The organism is Methanobrevibacter sp., assembly GCF_045646045.1.
Classification (GTDB): domain Archaea; phylum Methanobacteriota; class Methanobacteria; order Methanobacteriales; family Methanobacteriaceae; genus Methanocatella.
This window is the reverse complement of the sequence record NZ_JAZRJY010000024.1, coordinates 1-21,272: the sequence shown is the minus strand read 5'-3', so window position 1 is coordinate 21,272 and position 21,272 is coordinate 1. Positions and strand designations below refer to the sequence as shown.

The 21,272-nt window shown below is 33.2% G+C and carries 22 protein-coding genes and 1 tRNA gene; 11 read left to right on the top strand and 12 right to left on the bottom strand.

The annotated features are described in order from the left end of the window. Positions 1-2 precede the first annotated feature (2 nt). Positions 3-1,040, bottom strand: a complete 1,038-nt coding sequence (gene mobB, locus ACKI5C_RS01430) for a molybdopterin-guanine dinucleotide biosynthesis protein B (protein ID WP_407431296.1) — start codon at positions 1,038-1,040, stop codon at positions 3-5. A 399-nt stretch (positions 1,041-1,439) separates the two neighbouring features. Between mobB and ACKI5C_RS01425 the strand changes: the two genes are divergently transcribed. The 9 genes from ACKI5C_RS01425 (at position 1,440) to ACKI5C_RS01385 (ending at position 8,519) form a co-directional block, all read left to right on the top strand. After that, the gene (locus tag ACKI5C_RS01425; RefSeq protein WP_296798574.1) at positions 1,440-1,901 is read left to right on the top strand and encodes a 4Fe-4S binding protein; all 462 of its coding nucleotides are present in this window, start codon (positions 1,440-1,442) and stop codon (positions 1,899-1,901) included. A 2-nt stretch (positions 1,902-1,903) separates the two neighbouring features. Next, the gene (gene fwdF / locus ACKI5C_RS01420) at positions 1,904-3,001 is read left to right on the top strand and encodes a tungsten-dependent formylmethanofuran dehydrogenase subunit FwdF (RefSeq protein ID WP_407431294.1); all 1,098 of its coding nucleotides are present in this window, start codon (positions 1,904-1,906) and stop codon (positions 2,999-3,001) included. Positions 3,002-3,009: 8 nt separating this feature from the next. Further along, positions 3,010-3,240 carry an ATP-binding protein gene (locus tag ACKI5C_RS01415; protein ID WP_296798567.1) on the top strand — a complete coding sequence of 77 codons (231 nt, stop codon included), beginning with the start codon at positions 3,010-3,012 and terminating at the stop codon, positions 3,238-3,240. A gap of 12 nt (positions 3,241-3,252) precedes the next feature. Further along, the gene (locus ACKI5C_RS01410; protein WP_296798565.1) at positions 3,253-3,822 is read left to right on the top strand and encodes a molybdopterin dinucleotide binding domain-containing protein; all 570 of its coding nucleotides are present in this window, start codon (positions 3,253-3,255) and stop codon (positions 3,820-3,822) included. Beyond that, the gene (locus tag ACKI5C_RS01405; protein ID WP_407431289.1) at positions 3,812-5,188 is read left to right on the top strand and encodes a formylmethanofuran dehydrogenase subunit B; all 1,377 of its coding nucleotides are present in this window, start codon (positions 3,812-3,814) and stop codon (positions 5,186-5,188) included. Before ACKI5C_RS01410 ends, ACKI5C_RS01405 begins: the two co-directional genes overlap by 11 nt. Before the next feature lie 7 nt (positions 5,189-5,195). Beyond that, on the top strand, positions 5,196-6,908 hold the full coding sequence (locus ACKI5C_RS01400; RefSeq protein ID WP_407431323.1) for a formylmethanofuran dehydrogenase subunit A: 1,713 nt from the start codon (positions 5,196-5,198) through the stop codon (positions 6,906-6,908). A 5-nt stretch (positions 6,909-6,913) separates the two neighbouring features. Continuing rightward, positions 6,914-7,789 carry a formylmethanofuran dehydrogenase subunit C gene (locus ACKI5C_RS01395; RefSeq protein ID WP_407431287.1) on the top strand — a complete coding sequence of 292 codons (876 nt, stop codon included), beginning with the start codon at positions 6,914-6,916 and terminating at the stop codon, positions 7,787-7,789. 44 nt (positions 7,790-7,833) lie between these two features. Next, positions 7,834-8,127: a DUF2097 domain-containing protein gene (locus ACKI5C_RS01390; RefSeq protein ID WP_407431285.1), complete on the top strand. Its 294-nt coding sequence runs from the start codon at positions 7,834-7,836 to the stop codon at positions 8,125-8,127. Positions 8,128-8,225: 98 nt separating this feature from the next. Then, positions 8,226-8,519, top strand: a complete 294-nt coding sequence (locus ACKI5C_RS01385) for a DUF2097 family protein (protein WP_407431283.1) — start codon at positions 8,226-8,228, stop codon at positions 8,517-8,519. A gap of 1 nt (position 8,520) precedes the next feature. Here ACKI5C_RS01385 and ACKI5C_RS01380 read toward each other — a convergent pair whose 3' ends face one another. The 5 genes from ACKI5C_RS01380 to ACKI5C_RS01360 form a co-directional block, all read right to left on the bottom strand. Beyond that, on the bottom strand, positions 8,521-10,203 hold the full coding sequence (locus ACKI5C_RS01380) for a DUF128 domain-containing protein (RefSeq protein ID WP_407431281.1): 1,683 nt from the start codon (positions 10,201-10,203) through the stop codon (positions 8,521-8,523). Positions 10,204-10,289: 86 nt separating this feature from the next. Beyond that, the gene (gene glnA / locus ACKI5C_RS01375) at positions 10,290-11,645 is read right to left on the bottom strand and encodes a type I glutamate--ammonia ligase (protein WP_407431279.1); all 1,356 of its coding nucleotides are present in this window, start codon (positions 11,643-11,645) and stop codon (positions 10,290-10,292) included. 234 nt (positions 11,646-11,879) lie between these two features. Next, the gene (locus ACKI5C_RS01370; protein WP_407431277.1) at positions 11,880-12,635 is read right to left on the bottom strand and encodes a HesA/MoeB/ThiF family protein; all 756 of its coding nucleotides are present in this window, start codon (positions 12,633-12,635) and stop codon (positions 11,880-11,882) included. Between the two features lie 15 nt (positions 12,636-12,650). Further along, complete coding sequence (locus ACKI5C_RS01365) at positions 12,651-13,817, bottom strand: aldo/keto reductase (RefSeq protein ID WP_407431275.1); 1,167 nt, start codon at positions 13,815-13,817, stop codon at positions 12,651-12,653. Positions 13,818-13,926: 109 nt separating this feature from the next. After that, positions 13,927-14,037 (bottom strand) — tRNA-Met (locus ACKI5C_RS01360). Between the two features lie 168 nt (positions 14,038-14,205). Here ACKI5C_RS01360 and ACKI5C_RS01355 point away from each other — a divergent pair. Further along, positions 14,206-15,456, top strand: a complete 1,251-nt coding sequence (locus tag ACKI5C_RS01355; protein ID WP_407431273.1) for an adenosylhomocysteinase — start codon at positions 14,206-14,208, stop codon at positions 15,454-15,456. Positions 15,457-15,477: 21 nt separating this feature from the next. After that, positions 15,478-16,128 carry a DUF2119 domain-containing protein gene (locus ACKI5C_RS01350; RefSeq protein ID WP_407431271.1) on the top strand — a complete coding sequence of 217 codons (651 nt, stop codon included), beginning with the start codon at positions 15,478-15,480 and terminating at the stop codon, positions 16,126-16,128. On the opposite strand, the gene fen is transcribed toward ACKI5C_RS01350, so the two are convergent. The 6 genes from fen to cyaB all read right to left on the bottom strand — a co-directional run. Next, complete coding sequence (gene fen / locus ACKI5C_RS01345; protein WP_407431269.1) at positions 16,125-17,108, bottom strand: flap endonuclease-1; 984 nt, start codon at positions 17,106-17,108, stop codon at positions 16,125-16,127. The two genes, ACKI5C_RS01350 and fen, sit on opposite strands and share 4 nt — an antisense overlap. Positions 17,109-17,116: 8 nt before the next feature. Continuing rightward, positions 17,117-17,680 (bottom strand): chorismate--pyruvate lyase family protein, encoded by a 564-nt coding sequence (locus ACKI5C_RS01340; protein WP_407431267.1) that lies wholly within the window; start codon positions 17,678-17,680, stop codon positions 17,117-17,119. A 12-nt stretch (positions 17,681-17,692) separates the two neighbouring features. Then, on the bottom strand, positions 17,693-18,256 hold the full coding sequence (locus ACKI5C_RS01335) for a chorismate--pyruvate lyase family protein (protein ID WP_407431265.1): 564 nt from the start codon (positions 18,254-18,256) through the stop codon (positions 17,693-17,695). Position 18,257: 1 nt separating this feature from the next. Then, positions 18,258-19,517 (bottom strand): homoaconitase large subunit, encoded by a 1,260-nt coding sequence (hacA, locus tag ACKI5C_RS01330; RefSeq protein ID WP_407431263.1) that lies wholly within the window; start codon positions 19,515-19,517, stop codon positions 18,258-18,260. Positions 19,518-19,522: 5 nt separating this feature from the next. After that, positions 19,523-20,686 carry a homocitrate synthase family protein gene (locus tag ACKI5C_RS01325; protein ID WP_407431261.1) on the bottom strand — a complete coding sequence of 388 codons (1,164 nt, stop codon included), beginning with the start codon at positions 20,684-20,686 and terminating at the stop codon, positions 19,523-19,525. Between the two features lie 54 nt (positions 20,687-20,740). Beyond that, positions 20,741-21,272: class IV adenylate cyclase (gene cyaB, locus ACKI5C_RS01320; protein ID WP_407431259.1), on the bottom strand; the 532-nt coding region annotated here is incomplete at its 5' end.

The window sequence follows — 21,272 nt, the reverse complement described above, 5'->3', positions numbered from 1 at the left end:
AATTATGCTTCCACTTCAATTTTTATTTCACTGATTTCTTCATCAATTTTTAAGGTATTTATCATTGCAAAAATGCTTTCTTTTATTATTCCGCATGTGAATTTATTGATTTTTAGTAATTTATCATTAATTTTTAAGTCAATATCAGCATTATAAAGTTCATTATTTTCAATACCTTTAATTTCCACAGTTATTTTTTCTGCATTTTCTTCAGTTTTAAGGGAATTAACAATACCTTTAATGGAATTTGAGATAATATCTATTACAAACTGATTGACATCTAAAGGTTTTTGGTTAATGAATATTTTACCCTTATTTTCAATGCTTTTCCTGTAAGGGTCTTCGTTATCAATCAATAACTCAATTTTTTCTACATCTTCAACACCATAATCATTAATATTTAATGTATTAATGATTCCAAGTATGGTTTGTTTAAAATAATCACTTACAAATCGATTTAATCCAATTACCTTGTCATCAATTGATAAATAACTTGATACATAATCCAAATCTTCAGTTTTGATATTGCCTTCGCGGATTTCTTTTGCAATTGATTCACCGTTATTGTATCCGCAATTTTTCTTGAATAATGTATCAACGATATCATGACTTTTCTCCTCGATCAGGTCTGTCAAGTCACTAACGCCTTGTTCGGTAATTGTAAATGAATCCACTTGTTTTATTGTATATTTATCAACAACATCACTTGAAGTAGCTATTTTAGGATAATTATAACTTTTAAATCCTTCAATTACTACAAAATCAACATCATCAAAATGTTTAATAAGATAGAGTAATCTGTTTAAATCCATCTTCTGTTTTATATTAAAAAATGTTGTTGACCCAATACCTACAACCACAGTTGAACCCGCATTTTTATGCTTCCAGGTGTCTGTATTTTCTCTGTCCATTTCCATTGTGTGGTGTGAATGTTTTATGGAAGCTACGTTATAACCTCTTTTTGTAAGTTCTTCAATAACTTTTACAGTTAGTGATGTTTTGCCAGTATTTTTTCTCCCCACAATTGATACAATTTTCATTGTTTATTCCCCTTTCAATATACTAATAATATATTTTTTAAATTATTAATATCTTAATATGTGTAGTTACTACACATTTTAGGTTAACCTAAAAAATTTAGCCTATTTTTTGCATTTTTGTAATACTTTGGCTCACCTAAAGTATTACATTTTTTCATGAAAAATTAGAAAATTACTATAATTAAATTATTTAAAATATTTTATTTTAAATATAACTTTTATTTTAATAGTATTTTTTCAAAATAATACTTTTTAATTTAATTTTATATTTTTTATTAATTTTAATCAATTTTTGATTTTAAAAAAGTGTAGTATTCCCACAGTAATATATAAGGCTTTTGACTTAATTCTAGTAGGCAAATATATTTATATAGATTAACATATGTGTAATCATTACACATGGTGGTTCAAATGCCCAAGCATATTGCATCTGGTTTGAAATATCTAGCAGCGGTTAAATTAAAAGAAGCCGGTGAAAGTCACCAGGCAATTGCTGATGAGTTAGGAATTGATAGATCCACTGTATCACATTATTTGAACGGCAGGAACTTATCCTGGAATTCAATCGATGTTGCAAGAACTATCACTGAACTATCTCCCAGGGATTTTTTAATAATGACCAACGCGCTATTTGATGAACCAGAACAGAGTCGAAAAATTGTGAATATTTGCCGAGAGAAAAACTATGAAGCAATTATTGAAGATTCCTGTATTGGTTGCGGCTTATGTGTAAATGTGTGTTCTATGAAAGCTATTAAGTTAGAATCATTAACAGCACATACAAACTCCGTACTATGTTGTGGTTGTCAGCTATGTAAAGATGAGTGCCCAACTGATTCAATTAAAATTTTGGAGATTTAATAATGATAAGAAATTTGAAAGAAGTTAATGACAATAACTTTGACATTACAAGATCAGCGGAGGAAGTAAGAAATTTATCTTTCAAAGATCATGTCTGTATTGGATGTGGAATTTGTGAGTCTACTTGTCCTGTTGGCGCAATTACATTGAATGAGATTGCTATTGATTCTCGTGCTCGAGTATCCAATAAAGTCTACTTCAGTGGTCACGAAAAAATCGCACAAAACATTCGTGACGAATTTGATGTTCAAAGAGTTAGTATTAATGAAGACAAATGTGTATTATGTGGTATGTGTAGCGGATTATGTCCTGTTGACGCATTAGTATTAACCATTGATGGAGTACCAATCAGTGAAATTGATGCTTATCCTCACTACAATGCATTTTCCGAAATTGATGACGATGAATGTATCTATTGTAAAAAATGTGAAGTTGCATGCCCACGTGATGCTATTGTAATTGACAGAACATTACCAGACCGTGCTGATTTAGTAACTGGTGAAATAGAAATTAGTGATGATGATTGTATTTACTGTGGTATTTGTGAAGAATTATGTCCTGCAGAAGCAATCGTTGTTGACAAAGAAACTGGTAGGGAATCTATCGAAGTTGATACTTCCAAATGTGTTTACTGTTTAGTATGTAAAAAAGCATGTCCTACTAACGCTATTAAAGCATTATGTAGACTTTGTTCCTACGGTGAATACGATATTGACCCTTCAAAAGCTGTTGTTAAAGGTAACTCCGTCATTGATAGTGAACTCTGTGTTTACTGTGGATGGTGTGAAGGAGTCTGCCCAACTGATGCAGCAAAAGCTAAAAAACCATTTGAAGGTACAATTGAAGTCGACCAAGATAAATGTCAAGCATGTGGTGCTTGTGTAGATATTTGTAAATGTAATGCATTAGCATTCCCAGTTTCAACTGGTCCAGGTTCAAGATTAGATTACATTGTTGCACAACCTGATTACTGTATTAAATGTAAAGCATGTGCTAAAGCATGTCCTAACGGTGCAATTACTGTAAAAAGAACTGATGTTGATCACACTCCAACAAATTCAGCAACTTGGACAGATGCTTTAAATGCAATTAAAGACTAGGTGATTTGATGGAACTTAAAGTAAATCAAGATAATTGTTTAGGATGCGGAATTTGTGTAATTGCTTGTCCTGTTAATGCAGCTATCAGTCCAGAAAATGCTGGTGGTAGTGGTGCAAAAACTGAAGAAGTAGTTATCATGGTAGAAAATGGGTTTATTAAACTTTTCAGTCCAGATAAATGTGAATTATGTGGAACTTGTCAAATGTTTTGCCCAGTAAACGCTATATGGTTAGAATAAGGGGGAAATAATATGCATTATGCTAATACTTATTTAGAAAAACCTGTTGTACCTGATGTAAAAATTACAGGGGAAGGAACTACTGATGTTCTTAAATGTATGTTAAATACCGGTTCAGACATCTACCAAGGTGCATGTAAGAAAAGAGGATCCACTTTAAAAGAAGAATATAAAAACGCTTCTGGAACTTGTTACATGGACCCTAGGGACATGGCTAAATTAGGTGTAAATAATTGGGATACTGTTTTAGTAAAAACTGATTTTGGTGAAGTTGTAGTAAACTGTGCAGTATCAAGAGACGCACCTCACGAAGGTACTGTATTTATTTGTAAAGGACCTTGGGCTAACACTATTGTAAGTCACGATACTTACTGCTGTTCTGACCCTACTTACAAAGGTATTAGATGTACTGTTGAAAAAACAGACAGAAAAGTATTACTCATGGCAGATTTAATGAGATGGGTATACAAAAAATATGTTGATGAAACTGATGATGACACTGTTGAAAACATGGATTCATTAGGTGAACTACCAGTTTACAAAGGACGTAAATGGGAGGAGTTGATTGATCATGACTTATGAACCACCTGTAACTGATTACGATTACATTGTAGAAAACTGTACCTGTGCATTTTGTGGTTGTAACTGTGACGATTTAGACTACTTAGTTAAAAATGGTCATGTAGTTGCTGTAAGACACGCATGCAGACTTGGTGCAAGTAAAATCATGGAAGATATGGACCAAAGATTAATTGTTCCAATGATTAGGGATGAAAACGGAGAACTCATGGAAGTAGATTGGGATACTGCTTTAGATAAAGCTGCTGAATACATTGCAAACTCAATTAGACCTGTATTTTATGGTTGGTCTGAAACTTCTACCGAAACTATGAAAGAAGGAGTAGCTTTAGGTGAATATATTGGTGCAGTATTAGATAACCAAGCAACCATTTGTCACGGTCCTTCCTTACAAGCTGTACAAAACGCAGGTTACCCTATCCAAACTTTAGGAGAAGTACAAAACAGAGCTGACGTTATCGCATACTCTGGAAGTAACGCAATGAACTCTCACCCAAGACACATGGCAAGATATGCTGTATTCTGTCGTGGATACTTCAGACAAAGAGGAAGATTCGACAGAACTGTTATTACCATGGATCCAAAATTCTCAGACACTGCAAAATGTTCTGACAAATGGATTGGATTTGAACAAAATGGGGACTACGGTTTCTATAACGCTATCAGAGCTGTATTAAGAGGAAAAGAATTATACCAAGATGTAATTTCTGGAATTCCTAAAGAAGATATTTACGAATTAGCTGAAGAAATGAAAAATGCTGAATTCGGTGTTTTATTCTTCGGTCTTGGTTTAACTCACACTTTATCCAAACAAAGAAACATTGATATTGCTATTAAAATGGTACAAGACTTAAACAGATTCTCTAAATGGGGTCTTACTCCAATGAGAGGACACTTTAACGTAAACGGTTTCAACATTTTCATGGCATTCGAATGTGGATTCGCTTTCGGTGTTGACTACTGTAGAGGATACCCAAGATATATGATGGGTGAAACCAACACTATCGATTTGTTAGTAAGAAAAGAACCAGATTGTTTCATGGTTATTGCAGCTGACCCTGGTGCTCACTTCCCTAACGGAGCAAACCAACACTTAGCTAACATTCCTGTTATTCAAATCGATATCCACTGGGGTCCATCAACTGAACTAGCTGATGTTGTATTACCAGGTTCATTCATTGGTGTAGAATGTGCTGGTACCAGTTATCGTATGGATGGAGTTCCTATTTACATGAAAAAAGCTATCGACAAACCAGAAACCTGTCGTGATGACGAATGGATTGTCCGTGAATTGAAAGAAAGAGTAATGAAACTCAGAGAAGAGCCAAACACAGCTCCAAAATATGTGCCAAATCCAAACGCACTCTAAAGGTGATATAATGGAATATATTCTTAAAAACGGTATAGTCTACGACCCAGCTAATGAAATTAACGGGGAGAAAAAAGACGTCATGTTTAAAGACGGCATCATCGTTGACGATGTTTCCACCGATGCAAAAGTCTTAGATGTTACCGATAAAATAGTCATGCCAGCAGGTGTTGACCCTCACGCTCACGTTGCAGGTCCAAAATTAGTAGTTGGAAGATTATACAGACCTGAAGATTCCAGAAGAGGTGTTACTCAAAAAACCAAAGTATTAAGATCTGAATCTGGTTTCTCTATCCCAAGTTGTCCTGCAACCGGTTACAGATACTCAAGATTAGGTTACGGTACTGTTGTAGAAGCAGCTATGCCTCCTCTTGAAGCAAAACACACTCACGAAGAAATTGCAACTATTCCAATGGTCGACATTCCAGCTATGCCGTTATTCGGTAACAACTGGTTCGTAATGGAATATGCAAAAGATAATAATATTGAAGACTTATCCGCATTTATTTCTGCATGGTTAAAAATCTCAAAAGGTTACGGAATTAAAATCGTAAACCCTTGTGGAAGTGAAGCATGGGGATGGGGTATGAACGTACATGGTGTAAATGATAAAGCACCATACTTCGATGTAACTTCCAAAGAAGTTATTCAGGCTTTAGCAAAAGCTAACGAATACTTAAACTTACCTCACTCTATACACATACACCCTAACGACTTAGGACACCCTGGAAATGTTCCAACAACCATTGAAACTATGGATGCTGTTAAAAACATTAAACAAAGTTCCAAAGCAACTATTAGGGATCAAGTTATGCACTTATGCCACCTCCAATTCCACGCATACACTGGTAACAGTTGGAGAGATGCTGCATCAGGTGCAGAAGAAATTGCAAAATACATTAACAAAAACGATCACATTACCTGTGACGTAGGTCAAGTAACTTTAGATGAAACTACTACCATGACTGCAGACGCTCCTATGGAATACGACTTATTCAAATTATCTGGTTTAAAATGGACCAACAAAGATATTGAATGTGAAACTGCAGCAGGTATTATTCCATGTATTTACTCAGGTAAAAGCCCTGTTAACTCTTTACAATGGGCTATCGGTCTTGAATTGTTCTTACACATAGACGACCCATGGAAAGTATGTTTAACCACTGACCACCCTAACGCTGGACCTTTCACCAGATATCCTAGAATCATCTCTTGGTTAATGAGTAACCAAAGAAGAACTGAAATGATTGAAAACAGAGAAGTCCACAAATGGGTAGAAAAAAGAACAACTTTACCTACTCTCGACAGAGAATACGATTTCTACGATATTGCTGTTATCTCAAGAGCTGCTCCTGCTAGAATCTACGGATTTGAAGACAGAGGTCAACTCACCCCTGGTTACAGAGCAGATATTGCAGTATATGACATAAATCCTAATGATATTGACCCATCCAGACAATATGCTGAAATCGAAAAAGGTTTCAATGTTGCTGACTACACTATTAAAGACGGTCAAATCTTAGTGAAAGACAAAGAAATTGTTAAAGTTAAAGAAAGTCAAAACATTTGGGTTAACGTAAAAGGATACGAAGCACAAGAACAAAAAGTTATCAACGATATCATGCCGTTCTTCACCCAATATTACTCAGTAAAATGGGAAAACTATCCAGTACACGACCACTATGTATCTAACCCAATTAGAGTAGATGTTGAAAAATAAATGGGGTGTTTAGTTTGAAAACAATTACATTTGATCAAATAAAAACTTCTTCAATCGCTTTAGAATTCGATGAATTAATTCCGGATGAAATTTATTCCTGGACTGAAGCTGATTTCGCAAAATATGAAGTTCCTATTGGAAACTCCAGATTCCCTATCACTGACTTCTTCGACATTACTGTTGAAGGTGAAGCTGAAGGACCTGGCGAAGTTAAAATGATTCTCAACGGGGACTTAAACAGAGTTAAATACATTGGTAGTAAAATGAGTGCTGGTGACATTGTCTGTAACAGTAGTGTTGACCTTCACGTCGGTGCTGAAATGAGTGGTGGATCCATTCTCGTTAATGGTGATGCAGCAGCTCACGCTGGAAGAGAAATGTCAGGCGGATACCTAGAAATCACAGGTAACACCAAAGAATTTACTGGTGCTTCTTACATTGGTGAATGGAGAGGTATGACTGGTGGAGAAATTGTTGTTGGCGGTAACGCTGGTAAACAATGTGGTGAATGTTTAACTGGTGGTAAAATCCACGTTAAAGGTAACTGTGATATTTTAGCCGGTATTCACATGACCAAAGGTATTATTGAAATTGACGGTGATGTAAACCGTTGGCCTGGTGGACAAATGAAAAACGGTACTATTGTTATTCACGGATTCTTAGGAAGATTACTTGAAGGATTCGTCATTGAAGGTGTTGTAGAAGACCCTGAAGACAGTGGTGTTGTATTCCCAGGTAAATATATTAAATATACTGGTGATATTGGTCTTAACGGTAAAGGTAATTTATACTTAGATGCTGAAGCAAACAAAGAAAAATTATCCTCTTACGGAGAATTAGACGACGAATATACATCAATCAGAGAATACAGGAATTTATAATTCCTTTCTCTCTTTTTTTTATTTTTTTAGATTAAGTGATTAATATGGCGGAAGAACTTGTGATGACTGTTGACGAAGCAATCGAATATGTTAGAAATAATGTTAATGTAGGAGATACTTTGGAAATTTCTTACAATCGTATTTTTGCTCCTGGTGAAGTTTTAAGTGTTCTTGAAGAAGATGAAGTAACCGGCGAAGGAGTTAGAGTTAACTTACAGTTAAATGGTGAAATCTTAAACCAAGCTGTTGAAATTGATTTTAATGAAATTTATGATGATTTACTTGAAATGAATCACATTACTGAAGATAAAGAAGTTATTATCGAAATTGATTTCTAAAATAACTCTTTTTTTTATTAATTTTTTATTTTGTTTCAATGTTTACGAACAAATATTTATATGTGAAAAAACATAGTTGAAAGTAAGAGGTGAATTCTATGAAACAATTGTCATTATCTGTAGATGAAGCTGTAACTTACTTGAAAGAAAATGTTAAAATCCATGATAACCTTGAAATTTCATATAATAGGATTTTTGCAGAAGGAGAAATCCTAAACATGGATTTTTCAGAATATTTTGGAAAACCGGGCTTTAAGATGTTAATGTCTCTTGACGAAACTCATCTTGATCCTACAATTGAAATAGATATGTTGGAGATTAAAGAGGATTTAATTGAATTTAAACACAAACCTCAGGATGATGGTGAAATTGTGGAAGTAACTGTAGTATAATCTACAGTCTATCCATATTTTCAAACGGTATTAATTTTGTGGCTGCTTTTACTTCAATATTGATATTATTTTCTTGTATGGCTGCTATTGTATTAAGACCGCTGCCTGTTACGATACCGAAGTTATAATTATCTGCTTTTGCATTATAAGTTAATTCTCTTGGTTTGCCTATTTTATATATTGGGAAGTCTATTTTTGATAATTTATCTAATAAATTAACACTGTGGTCCCTTGATACATATGGTATTTCTTTAATACTTGCAAGTAACCTTTTTGGTCCGTTATTTTTAGTTATTGATGTCATATCCTTTGCAATAAATATTTTGTGCGGATCTATTGATGAACCGTTGTATGAAATCAGATCAATAAATAATGGCGGTTCTGTCAATTCTAATAATCCACCATATTTAGGAGTGGATTTAATTCCGTTCTTTATTAATAATCCATCTATGCTTAAACTACAAATTGTAGCGATACCTGTTTTTTCTTCATCAGTTGGATGTGATACAATTTGGAAATATGGGCTAATGTATTTTTTATTTGATTCATAGCTTTCTTCTAATATTTTCATTGCTTTGTCTAAATCGTCTTTTTTCACATATGAAATATTAGCTATTATATTTCCGCATCGTTTTTCAATATCCAAATCAACTTGTTGAATTAAGTTTAGGGATTTTGAAAGTATAAACGGTAAATTTGATTCTTTATTGGTTTCATGATTCTTAAGATTATGGTTGATATTATTTGTTATAGGATTTAATTTATCGAAGCTTTCTAGTTCTTCTCCGATTTTTATATCAATGTCATAACCTAACTCTTGGATTGCGCAAAATGGTGTTACTCCTCCAATGATTGCAACCCCCATCATTCCTTTTTCAACAGGCAATCCCAATATATTTTCTCCATCTTCAGAGATAGATATTACTCCGCCAATACCTATTTTGTTTAATTTAGAAAATATTTGCAATGTTTTTTCTTTAGCAACGCTAGGTATCAGTCTAAAGTTTGCAGGAATATGTCCACTTCCATTATTTATTATGTCTAATACGGATGTCATTTTTGGAGCTATAAATGCATCTAACGGACTCACTGATGTTTTTTTGTAAGATATCAGCTCTTTGAATGATGTTGGAGTATTATCTTCGATTTCCAGTATTCCACCATATAATGGTTGGGAAGCTATTCCTTCATTTAGTAATATTCCATCTATTGTTGTTCCACAGATAGTTTTTATCTCCATTGTGCCCTGACTTTCAACTTTATTTATATTAACATAAGGGCTCACAGAAAGACCACTTCTAAAAATATCTTTAAGTATATCGTAGCTTTCTTCATTATAAATGGTCGATGTATTTACAACAACATTTCCCTTCTTGGTCATATAGTTAAAGTCAGTTAAATATATTAATTCTTCAAATTTTGAATAAATGAAATCAACCTGATCATAGATTAATCCTTTTTCTAGTTTTTCACGTCCCAATTCAGTAATTCGACGCCCCGAATAACCCATTCTTTTTGTATAACCTTTTTCATCTAATATTTGCATATGGTATCTTACAGCACGTTCACCTAAATTAAAACCTTTTTCCCTTAATTCATCAGCTATTAATTTAGATCCTGTAGGTTTGTCCTGTTTATTTAAGATTCTTAAAATTTCAATCATTCGGCGTTCTGATTCTGACATGAAATTACTCCTTCTTAAAATTAAATATAATCATGTTTAACTCGTTAAAGATCATTATATTTAAAAATAAAAAATAATATTTAGATTTAAATATCTAAATATTTTCTTTGTTCGTATCCGAATACCTGTACCCTATATTCATCCCATTCTTTATATTTAAGTTCTAGGAATTTTTGACTGACATGGTCTCCTAGTGCATTTAAAATGAGAGGGTCTTCTTCAAGAGAGTGATATGCTTCCCATAAACTTGTAGGTAAGACTTTAATGCCCATTGCATCTCTTTCTTCTTCAGTCATTTTGTAAATGTCTAATTCGATTGGTTCACCAGGGTCGATTTTATTTACAATTCCATCAATACCCGCTTCAAGCATTACAGTAAATGCTAAATAAGGATTACATGCAGGGTCTGGTGATCTGTATTCAATACGGGTTGCTTTACCACGTGCTGCAGGAACTCTAATTAATGCAGACCTATTTTTAAGACCGTATGCTCTGTATACTGGAGCTTCAAAACCTGGCACTAAACGTTTGTAAGAGTTTACAATAGGGTTAGTAATTGCAGTAATTGCAGGAGCATGCTTTAATAATCCTCCCATAAAGTGAAGAGCATCTTTTGAAAGACCAGTTTCTGAATTAGGGTCTGAAAATAAGTTTCTATCTCCTTTAAATACAGATTGGTGACAGTGCATTCCACTTCCACTTACTCCAAAGAATGGTTTCGGCATAAATGTTACCCTGTAATCCATTTGATCAAAAGTAGCCATATTGTCTACAATAGCTTTAATAGCTTGTTTAAATGTAATTACAGCATCAGCAGTTTTTAAAGCATCTTTAAATTTAAATGCTATCTCATTTTGTCCTGGAGCAACTTCGTGGTGAGATGCTTCTACTTCAAAATCAAGTTCTTCTAAGTTTAAAGTTAATTCTCTTCTGAAATCCGGTCCTTTATCAAGAGGTTCTACGTCAAAGTAACCTGCCTGGTCATATGGCATTGGATATCCGTTTTCATCAATGTCCACAATGAAAAATTCTGGTTCAGGACCAATGTTATATTGTAATCCCATTTCTGCAATGTGGGATAATGATTTTTTAAGCACTCCTCTTGGGTCACCTGCAAATGGTTCTTTTTCAGCAGTCCATACATCACAGATAAATCTACATGTTGCAGATTCTTCAGGTCTCCAGGAGAGTCTTGAATAAGTATCAATATCTGGTTTTAAAACTAAATCACTATCATTTACTCCAACAAATCCTTCAATTGATGAACCATCAAACAACATTCCTTCGTTAAATAATTCGTTCATGTCTTCGCCGTTAAACGGAATAACAATATTTTTTACAGTCCCATTTATATCTACAAATTGTAAACGGATAAATTTAATGTTGTCTTCTTTCATTTGTTCTGATATTATTTGTATTTTTTCTTCGCTGATATCACTCATTAAATCATTCTCCGATATTTTTTTAGTAATCGGAAATTATATTCCTACTTAAAAAAATTTTTCCTTTTTATATTATTTAAATCTTTTTAAAAAGATATTAATTAATTTCTATTTTATCGTATAATAAGATATAATATTATTTTTATTTCTATTACTTTTGTTTAGAGTTATAATAGTTTATTATAGATTTGTTTAATATTAATTATAAAAAAATAAGAAAATGTGAGGTAATGTTTAAATCTCCTCAATTGAAAAAGAAGTTAAATCCAATAAATCGAATGTTAAAATTTTGGGTGCAACCGTAACTTCTCCGATGCCTGTAATAATTTTAAAAGCTTCCATAGCTTCTAAACATGCAACTAAATTTGGAGTAGGCCCAATAACTGGTGGAACTCCTGAAGTCACTTTTGAAAGTCCATCAATAATGTCTTCTGTTAATTCTTTACCGTTTGAAGGCAAGTTAAACATTTCTTCATATGTTTTTTCATTGTCCGGTAAGAATGTGGTGATTTGGCCTAAAGTACCATGAATTGCACCATGAATATAAGGAATTCCTTTTTCTTTAGCTTTTCTTGACACGATAACTCTTGTTAAAACATTGTCAAGAGCGTCAATTACTATGTCCGAATCTGAAATTACCTTATCAATGTTTGATTCATCCACATGTTCGTTATAATTAGTTACTTTAACATAAGGGTTGATTAATCTCACTTTTTCTGCTGCAACGGCACTTTTATCAAGACCTACATCAGCCAAACTTGATAATGTTTGTCTGTTGAGGTTTGAAATGTCAAATGCATCTTCATCAACCACTATAAGTTCTCCAATTCCCATTCTTGCTAACATTTCAATGGTTTGACCTCCAATTCCACCGCAACCAATAACAGTAATTTTAGCATCTTTAAATCTTTGTTGTTCGCTTCTTGTAACAATACTCATCTGTCTGGAAGCGATTTCCCAATATCCGTCACCTATGTATCTTGTTGGCATTTTTTCACCTGTTATTTAAAAATGATCAAATTCGCTGCCGAAGTATTCATATACTTTTTGAAGCTCCTCCGGAATATTCAGCATTTGGGTACAGAAAGGAAGGCATTCTTTACAGTCAACGCAGCTGTCTGCTCTTGCATCATCATCAATTAAAGAGAAATATTGCATAGCACTGGCTTTTGGATCATTCATCATATGTGCAATGTTATATTCTGTTAAGCAGTTGATAATATCGACACCATGGGGACAAGGCATACAATAGCCGCATCTGGTACATCTGTTTCCTAAAAATGACCTGTATGTTCTTGCAACTTCTCTGATTATTTCATGGTCGTATTCACTTATGATGTCTTCTTTTGAAGCGATTTTAATATTTTCTTTAACTTGTTCCAAGCTGGTCATACCACTTAAAACACAATCAACATCATCTCTGTTCCATAAATATTGCAGTGCCCATTCTACAGGGGTTCTTTTAACTTCTGCCATATTCCATATCTCCTGAATTTCTTCAGGTATATTTTGAACCAGTCTTCCTCCACGAAGAGGTTCCATTATCATACTTCCGACATTTACCTGTTTCAGATAATCAAGACCCATAACTCCTGACTGGTAATATTCATCAAGGTAATTCATTTGAGTTAAAACGACTTCCCATTTAGGATATTCATCTAATATTTCAATCAGATAATCGACTTCTATATGTGATGAAAATCCAACGTGTTTAACTTTACCGCTTGCTAAACAATCGTCTAAAAAGTCTAAGACATCCAAATCTTTAACTTTATACCAGTCTGGAACGGTTAGAGAATGGAGCATGTAAATATCAATATAGTCTGTCTGTAGTTTTTCAAGCTGTATGTCAAGATAATATTCAAAATCAGATTTTTTTTCCATTAGCCAGGATGGAGACTTTGTAGAAAGTATTATTTCATCTCTGTAACTGTTTTCTTTTAAAAATTTACCGATAAATTTTTCACTGTTTCCATTTCCATCTAACTCTTTGCTGTGGTAAGGAAAGGCAGTATCAATTAAATTAATTCCATTTTCAATTCCATATTTGAGCATTTTAGAAGCTTCAATTTCATCAATATCAGCATTGGATTTTATTGTCGGTAATCTCATAGCTCCAAAACCTAGTCTTGAAACTTTTAAGCCACTTTTTCCTAATTCATTGTATAACATTTCATTCCCTCATTGCTTAACAATGATATTTTTTTAAAAAAAGTTATAAATATATTGTGGTATGAAATTTGTAAAAATAGTTTAAAAAGTGTATACCTGGGATTTAAGATGCCGGGAACGGGATTCGAACCCGTGGCCTCACGGTATCCCAGGTATTAGTCAGAGCACTGCTTTTTATACCCTATGAGCCGTGCGCTCTAACCAGCTGAGCCACCCCGGCATATATAACATACATATATTAGTTTATTGTTACATTTAAACTTTTGCTTTTTTAGATAGTTTTTTGATTTTTTTTAGAATTTAAATTTTTTTTAATTAATTTTGAGTAAGATATATTTAAAAGGATTAATATAATTATTAATGTTATAAAATTTATGGAGATATTTTCATGAGTAAAGTTAAAGATATGTCTCTTGCACCTGAAGGTGTTAGAAAAATCGAATGGGTTCAAAAACATATGCCTGTTTTGGAAAATATTAAGCAAGAATATTTAGAAACTCAACCTTTCAAAGGAATTACTATCGGATCATGTTTACACTTAGAACCTAAAACAATTAACTTAGGTTTAACATTAATGGCTGGTGGAGCAGAAGTTGCAATGACTGGCTGTAACCCATTATCCACCCACGATGATGCAGTAGCAGGAGCTGCTGATTTAGGTTTAAACGTTTATGGTTGGAGAGAACAAGACGATGAAGAATACTATCAAACCATTAACATGGTACTTGACCACAAACCAGACATCATCATTGATGACGGTGCAGATATGATTATGGTTCTTCACAATGAAAGAACAGAACTTTTAAGCCATATCAAAGGTGCATGTGAAGAAACTACTACTGGAGTACACAGATTACAGGCAATGCACGCTGACGGCGCATTAAAATTCCCAGTAATCGCAGTAAACGACGCTTACACAAAATACTTATTCGACAACCGTTACGGAACCGGACAATCAAGCTTCGACGCAATAATGGGAACCACCAACATGGTAATCGCAGGAAAAACCGTAACCGTCTGCGGATACGGCTGGTGTGGAAGAGGACTTGCACTACGTGCAGCAGGACTCGGAGCAGACGTCATCGTAACAGAAGTAGATCCAATCAGAGCACTTGAAGCAAGAATGGACGGATACAGAGTAATGACCATAAGAGAAGCAGTAAAACAATCTGATCTAATCATTACCGTAACCGGAAATGCAGATATTATCTGTGGAGATGACTTCAAATACATGAAAGACGGATGTATGCTTGCAAACTCAGGACACTTCAACGTAGAAATCAACAGACAAGACCTCGAAGCAATCTCAACCGAAGTAAAAGAAGTAAGAGAAAGTATCGAAGAATTCACCACTAAAGACGGAAGAAAAATCTATCTCTTAGCAGACGGCCGTTTAGTAAACTTATCTGCAGCAAGAGGACAAGGACACCCTGCTGAAATCATGGACATGAGTTTTGCAGTACAAGCACTATCAGCAAAATACATCCTAGAAAACGATTTACCAGTTGGAGTAACCAAAGCACCTGACGAAATCGACTACACCGTAGCATCAATGAAATTAGATGCAATGGGCATCGAAATCGATTCATTAACAGATAAACAAAAAGCTTACATGGCTAACTGGCAAGAAGGAACATAATTCCTTCAATTTTTATTTTTTATGTCTTATTTTCAATATATTGACAATGGTAGAGGTCCCACTAAATTGTTTTTAGGAGGAATTCATGGTAATGAAGGTAAAACCTCTATTAAATTTATTAAATCTATCAAACAAGATGATTTGTCTTGTGGACAATTTTATTTTTATAATTTTGACAGAACAGAGTATATTTCTACAATTAAAAAGGAATATTATGAATCTGAGTTAGGTCAAAAGATTTTAAAGTTAATCGAATATTTTGAACCGGAATTTTATACAGAACTCCATTGTTATAACTTAAAAAATTATAATAAATTAACTTCAATGGAAAGATATTTAAAAACTGGTGTTCCACCGTTGATTCCAGCAGGAAATCATGTTTTAGTTTCATCCGTTTCACCATTGATTAGAATGACTTATTTTTCTGCAGATACAGTTTGTAAAACTTTGGAATTTCCGTGTCTTGAAAAATTGACTCCTGAAATCATGGATAATTTTAATTTTGATAAAGAATTGGCGATTAATAGGTATATGGACCTACTTACCTTAATTACAAAATGTGAATCTAGAGTTGATTTTGAAAATGCAATGATGAAAAAGTATAAAACTCAAGTTAAATTGGCAATGGATTATGCAAAAAAAGTATTTGGGGAGGATTTTCCTCCATATTAAAACCATGCATCAAGACTGCCCTGGGAAGAACTTAAATTCTTAAGTCTGTCTGATGCTTTAACAACACGGCTTTCTGAAAATCCATGTTCATAACATAAAAATTCAACAAGACCTTCTTTGTCGGCTTTGTTCCATTTTATTTTATAATCTGTATTGACATTATGGTTTAAGAAGATGTTTTTCACTTCATTTAAATCATGGTCACTTTCTTTTTGAAGTTCATCTATTTTTTCTTGTAATTGTCCTTTTTTAGCTAATTTTAGTGCAGTTTTAGCACCTATTCCCTTAAGTCCATCACAAAAATCAGTTCCAATTAAAATTCCCATGTCTATTAATTCTTCACGGGTTATGTTTAATTCATGCAATACATGTCTTAATTCGTAATATTCTAAATTGCCTAAGTTTGAATTAACGGCGAGATTTCTTACAACTCTTTTTGCTCCAAATAATAAACAGTCGTAATCCTGTGAAGCAACTGCGTATGCATCTCCTTTTTCAACTAGATATGCTGCTTGTGCTTCTCCTTCGCCTTTTGCTTCAACATAGGGTATTCCCATCAATGTTAGTAATTTTTTAGATGATTCAATTATTTCGGGAGATAGTTTGGATGATCTCATTGCATATTTGCGGGCTTTTTCGGTATCTCCACTTTTCAAAGCTTCTTTGTAAATCTTTTCTGCTTCATCTCTTACTTCTCTTCTTTTGGCTTGGGTTTCACTTTTAAGTTCTGGAGCTTTACCATCAAAGACATAAATGGGTTTTATTCCTTTTTCAACCATTGATGAGTTTCTATATAATATTCCACTTAAATGTGAAGTAATATTGCCGTTTTCATCACATAAGGGTTGTCCATCTCTTTGTCTTATTGTTGATAGGAATTGATAAAGTGTATTGAATGCATCAATAGATACTGCTCTTCCTTCCAAATCTTTAAAATTTATTTTTTCAGGTTCAATTATGTCTTTTAATTTTACGCCCATGTTAGCACCTACATTTCTCTAAAATAACTTAGTGGATAAGCTTCTTTTGTATATAATCTTATTGTTCCATGTTGGCTCATTGAGTATTCTCTTGTTAGCATGTTTTCTGTTGTATTGAATAGTTCCTGAAGTATTGGTGTTGGGGCTTCTATTGAAATGTTATTTATTTGTCTTTGAGTCTCTATGTTATTTTCTGATAAGATCAAACCTGTTGTGATTTCTTCGTCAAGTAATAATTTAAGAATTTTATCATTACATCTCTTTGTTGGAATGTATGAAAATGCATAAACTAGCGGACGGCCATTTTTATGTACGATTACTTCACGAATAAGTACTTCATCGCCTTCGTTTATATCAAGTAAATTGGCTACAGATTCATCTGCTTTTTCAATTTCCTGTTTAAGTACAAATAATTTTAATCTACCATATAATGCATCTAGAGGAGTAGTTATTGGCCCTCTTAATGATAATAGGATTTTTTGTATGGGTGAAATTTTAATATCATTTTCCTTTTCAACTATTTTTATCAAATCATATGTCGGTTCGTTGATTTTTTTTCCTTCAAAATTCATAAAATCACCATGTTAGACTTTGGTAAAATAAGAAACTGGAAATATTTCTTTAATCCACATTAAGATTTCATTTTTGTGTATGATAACATAGTCTCTTGCTAACATGTCTTCTGTTGTGTTAAATAATTCTTGTAAAGTTTCATTGGGTTTTTCTATGTAAATATTATTAATTTCTCTTCTGGATTCTATACTGTAATTTTTTAGGATTCTTCCGATTGGTATATCTGCTCTAACTAAATCAGAACAAATTTCATCGGTTAATCTTTTTAGTGGAATGTAAGAAACAGCATAAATTAGATTTTCATCATCTTTATGCATTATTACTTCTCTGAAATTAACTTCGTCACCTATTTCTACATTTACTAATTTTGCACTTTCTTCTGTTGCTTCTTCAAAATGTTGTTCTAATGTTGATAAAGTTATTTTTCCATAGAGTACATCTAAAATAGCTGTAATGGAACCGTCTGTTGTTAATAGTATTTTTTGTGTGTTTGAAAAGTTTTTAGGGTATGAATCTTCAACAGCATTTATTTTTTCAATAAGCCTTTTATTGGCTTCATTCTTATTCATTGGCATTTTATTCACTTAAATCTTTTGGATTGGTTATAACTCCTTCAATTGCTGAAGCAGCTACGACTTTTGAATTTGAAAGATAAACGGAAGATTTAGGGTCTCCCATTCTTCCCTTGAAGTTTCTATTTGTTGTGGATACACAAACTTCGCCTTCGGATAATACTCCCATATGTCCTCCGAGACATGGTCCACATCCTGGGTTGCATATTATAGCTCCTGCATCAATAAAAGCTTCGATATATCCCAGTTGCATTGATTGTTTGTATATTTCACGTGATGCTGGTAATATTAATAATCTAATATCATCGTTAATTTTTTGACCATTTAGTATTTCATAAGCGTCTTTTAAATCAGAAAGTCTGCCGTTTGTACAGGAACCAATCAAACATTGGTCTATTGAGGTTCCTTCAACTTTTGAGATGTCACATACATTATCAACATCATTTGGACATGCAATTTGTGGTTCCATATCAGTTATGTCAAAATGCATTTCTTTTTCATAATTCGCGTCACTGTCTGATTTAACAATATTCAATTCACTTTCTTTTTTGGATGTTCTTTTACAAATATAATCGATTACTTCTTTATTCGGTTCCATTATTCCGTTTTTAGCACCCATTTCAATTGCCATATTACACATTGTTGCTCTTCCTTCAACACCCATATTTTCGATGGTTTCACCACAAAATTCTGCAGTTTTGTATGTTGCACCGGCGATTCCAATTTCTCCAATAATATTTAAGATTATGTCTTTAGGTGCAATATATGGGTTAAGTTCTCCAGTAACTTCCATTTTTATAGCTTGTGGAACCATAAACCATGTTTTTCCAGTTGCCCAAACCATTGCTAAGTCTGTTGCACCCATTCCTGTTGAAAATGCTCCAAAAGCACCATAAGTACATGTGTGTGAGTCTGCACCAACAATAACTTTTCCCGGTTCAACCAAACCCATTTCGGGAACTACCTGGTGACAGATTCCTTCTCCATGTATAAAATTATTTTTAATGCCTTGTTTTTTTATAAAGTCCCGGCAAACTTTTTGAAATTCTGCAGAACCTATTGTATTTGCAGGAATATTATGATCAAAAATAATTGCAATTTTTTCGGGATTCCAAACTTTATCCGCTACCTTTTCAAATGTTTTTATTGCAGGAGGTGAAGTTCCGTCGTGAGACATTGCAAGATCAACGGGAATTTCTATTATTTCACCTGGTGTTACTTCATGGCCTGCTTTTGAAGATAGGATTTTTTCAGTAATGTTCACGTTATCTACCCTTTTGTGTTTTTAACGATTTCTTTAAACACTTTATCGTTAATGTATTTTCCTTCTTCTCTTGATTTTTTAACTTGTCTTACAATTTCAATAAGTTCGTCATCACTGACTTCCAGGTCACATTCATTTAACTTTGCTCTAACTGCCCTGCATCCGGAATGTTTACCTAAAACAAGTTGTCTTTTCTGACCTACTAGTTCAGGAACATAAGGTTCATAGCATAATGGTTCTTCTATTACAGCGTCTACATGTATTCCTGATTCATGTCTAAATATATTGTTTCCAACAACTGGTTTGTTATATGGGATAGGCAATCCACTTGCTTTGGATACGATATTTGATAATTCAGTAATATATTTAGTTTTAAATCCTAAATCTTTTCCATATAATATTTTTAAAGCCATTATAAGTTCTTCTAATGATGCATTACCTGCTCTTTCACCAATACCGTTAACAGTTGTTGATATGCCTTTTGCACCAGCTAATACTCCAGTAATTGAGTTAATGACAGCTAAACCAAAATCATTGTGACAGTGAAGCGCAATATTGACATTTAAGTCTTTTACAAGTTCTCGGACTAAATAATCAATTCCCTGTGGAGTAATTGCTCCGGTTGTATCAGCAATATGGACTCTGTCCGCACCGCATTCCTGAGCTTTTGAGTAAATTCTTTTTAAAAATTCAATATCTGTCCTTGTCGCATCTTCTGCTGAAAACGCAACATATATTCCATGGTCTTTAGCATAATCAACAGCACTTTCACATAAATTAATTGCATCTTGGCGTGTAATGTGCATTTTATGATCCAAGTGAATGTCTGATGTTCCGACAAATGTGATTATACCATCAACATCACAATCCAATGCAGCATCAATATCTTCAGGTTTTGTTCTAGTCAATGCTAAAATATCAGCATTTAAACCTTCACTTGCTATCGCTTTTACAGTTTCTCTTTCTTTTTCAGAAACTATTGGGAAACCTGCTTCAATTTGATTGATTTTAAATTGATCGAGTTTACGGGCGATTTCTAATTTTTCTTCAAAACTAAAACAAACACCTGGGGTCTGTTCCCCATCTCTTAAAGTAGTATCATAAATTATAAAATCGTCTGGGAAAGTTATTTCACATTCTTTATTGTAATGACTTATAAAATATTGCAATTATCTCACTTCTTTATATAATTATACTAATATAGTATTTTTCTTTTATAGTATTTAATATAATTTTTCTAAAAGTTCCAAATATGAGGTTCTTTCAAATCCATCATTAATTCCTAATTTTGAAAATAATTCAAATATCATTTCTTGGGCTTCATTATAGTCATTTCCATCTTCTAATGAAATTTCTATTTCCATATATGGTTCCAATCCTTCAACATCATCTAAACTAATCTCAAAATTTTCATAGGTATAATATTGTCTGTTTTTTCTAACTGCCCTTACTTTTGTAAAACCAAGGTGTTGGAATATCTTGCTGCATTTTTCACTGTCTTCTATTTCAATTTCAATTTCTTCACGTGTTTTACTTTTAGAATCTATTTTAGGGCCCTTGTAGGTTATAAATATGTTTGTTTTTTCATTTTCTTTTGTTGTTCTTATTCTTAAGGCCTCATCTGTATTTGCAAAATCTACAATTGGGCTGTTAAAATATATATCTTCTTGAAATTCTTTTTTACTTTTTATAGCTCCAAGATTTTCTAACTTTTTTTTCATATCTTCAAAATTTTCAATTTTTGCTTTTACTTCA

Coding starts and splice junctions, on each gene's coding strand:
- ACKI5C_RS01380 (WP_407431281.1), bottom strand. CDS start 10,203: ATGTCAGAATCAGAACGCCGAATGATTGAAATTTTAAGAATCTTAAAT.
- ACKI5C_RS01365 (WP_407431275.1), bottom strand. CDS start 13,817: ATGTTATACAATGAATTAGGAAAAAGTGGCTTAAAAGTTTCAAGACTA.
- glnA (WP_407431279.1), bottom strand. CDS start 11,645: ATGAGTGATATCAGCGAAGAAAAAATACAAATAATATCAGAACAAATG.
- ACKI5C_RS01340 (WP_407431267.1), bottom strand. CDS start 17,680: ATGAATTTTGAAGGAAAAAAAATCAACGAACCGACATATGATTTGATA.
- ACKI5C_RS01355 (WP_407431273.1), top strand. CDS start 14,206: ATGAGTAAAGTTAAAGATATGTCTCTTGCACCTGAAGGTGTTAGAAAA.
- ACKI5C_RS01425 (WP_296798574.1), top strand. CDS start 1,440: ATGGTGGTTCAAATGCCCAAGCATATTGCATCTGGTTTGAAATATCTA.
- ACKI5C_RS01335 (WP_407431265.1), bottom strand. CDS start 18,256: ATGCCAATGAATAAGAATGAAGCCAATAAAAGGCTTATTGAAAAAATA.
- ACKI5C_RS01390 (WP_407431285.1), top strand. CDS start 7,834: ATGGCGGAAGAACTTGTGATGACTGTTGACGAAGCAATCGAATATGTT.
- mobB (WP_407431296.1), bottom strand. CDS start 1,040: ATGAAAATTGTATCAATTGTGGGGAGAAAAAATACTGGCAAAACATCA.
- fen (WP_407431269.1), bottom strand. CDS start 17,108: ATGGGCGTAAAATTAAAAGACATAATTGAACCTGAAAAAATAAATTTT.
- ACKI5C_RS01370 (WP_407431277.1), bottom strand. CDS start 12,635: ATGCCAACAAGATACATAGGTGACGGATATTGGGAAATCGCTTCCAGA.
- ACKI5C_RS01415 (WP_296798567.1), top strand. CDS start 3,010: ATGGAACTTAAAGTAAATCAAGATAATTGTTTAGGATGCGGAATTTGT.
- fwdF (WP_407431294.1), top strand. CDS start 1,904: ATGATAAGAAATTTGAAAGAAGTTAATGACAATAACTTTGACATTACA.
- ACKI5C_RS01405 (WP_407431289.1), top strand. CDS start 3,812: ATGACTTATGAACCACCTGTAACTGATTACGATTACATTGTAGAAAAC.
- ACKI5C_RS01385 (WP_407431283.1), top strand. CDS start 8,226: ATGAAACAATTGTCATTATCTGTAGATGAAGCTGTAACTTACTTGAAA.
- ACKI5C_RS01350 (WP_407431271.1), top strand. CDS start 15,478: ATGTCTTATTTTCAATATATTGACAATGGTAGAGGTCCCACTAAATTG.
- ACKI5C_RS01410 (WP_296798565.1), top strand. CDS start 3,253: ATGCATTATGCTAATACTTATTTAGAAAAACCTGTTGTACCTGATGTA.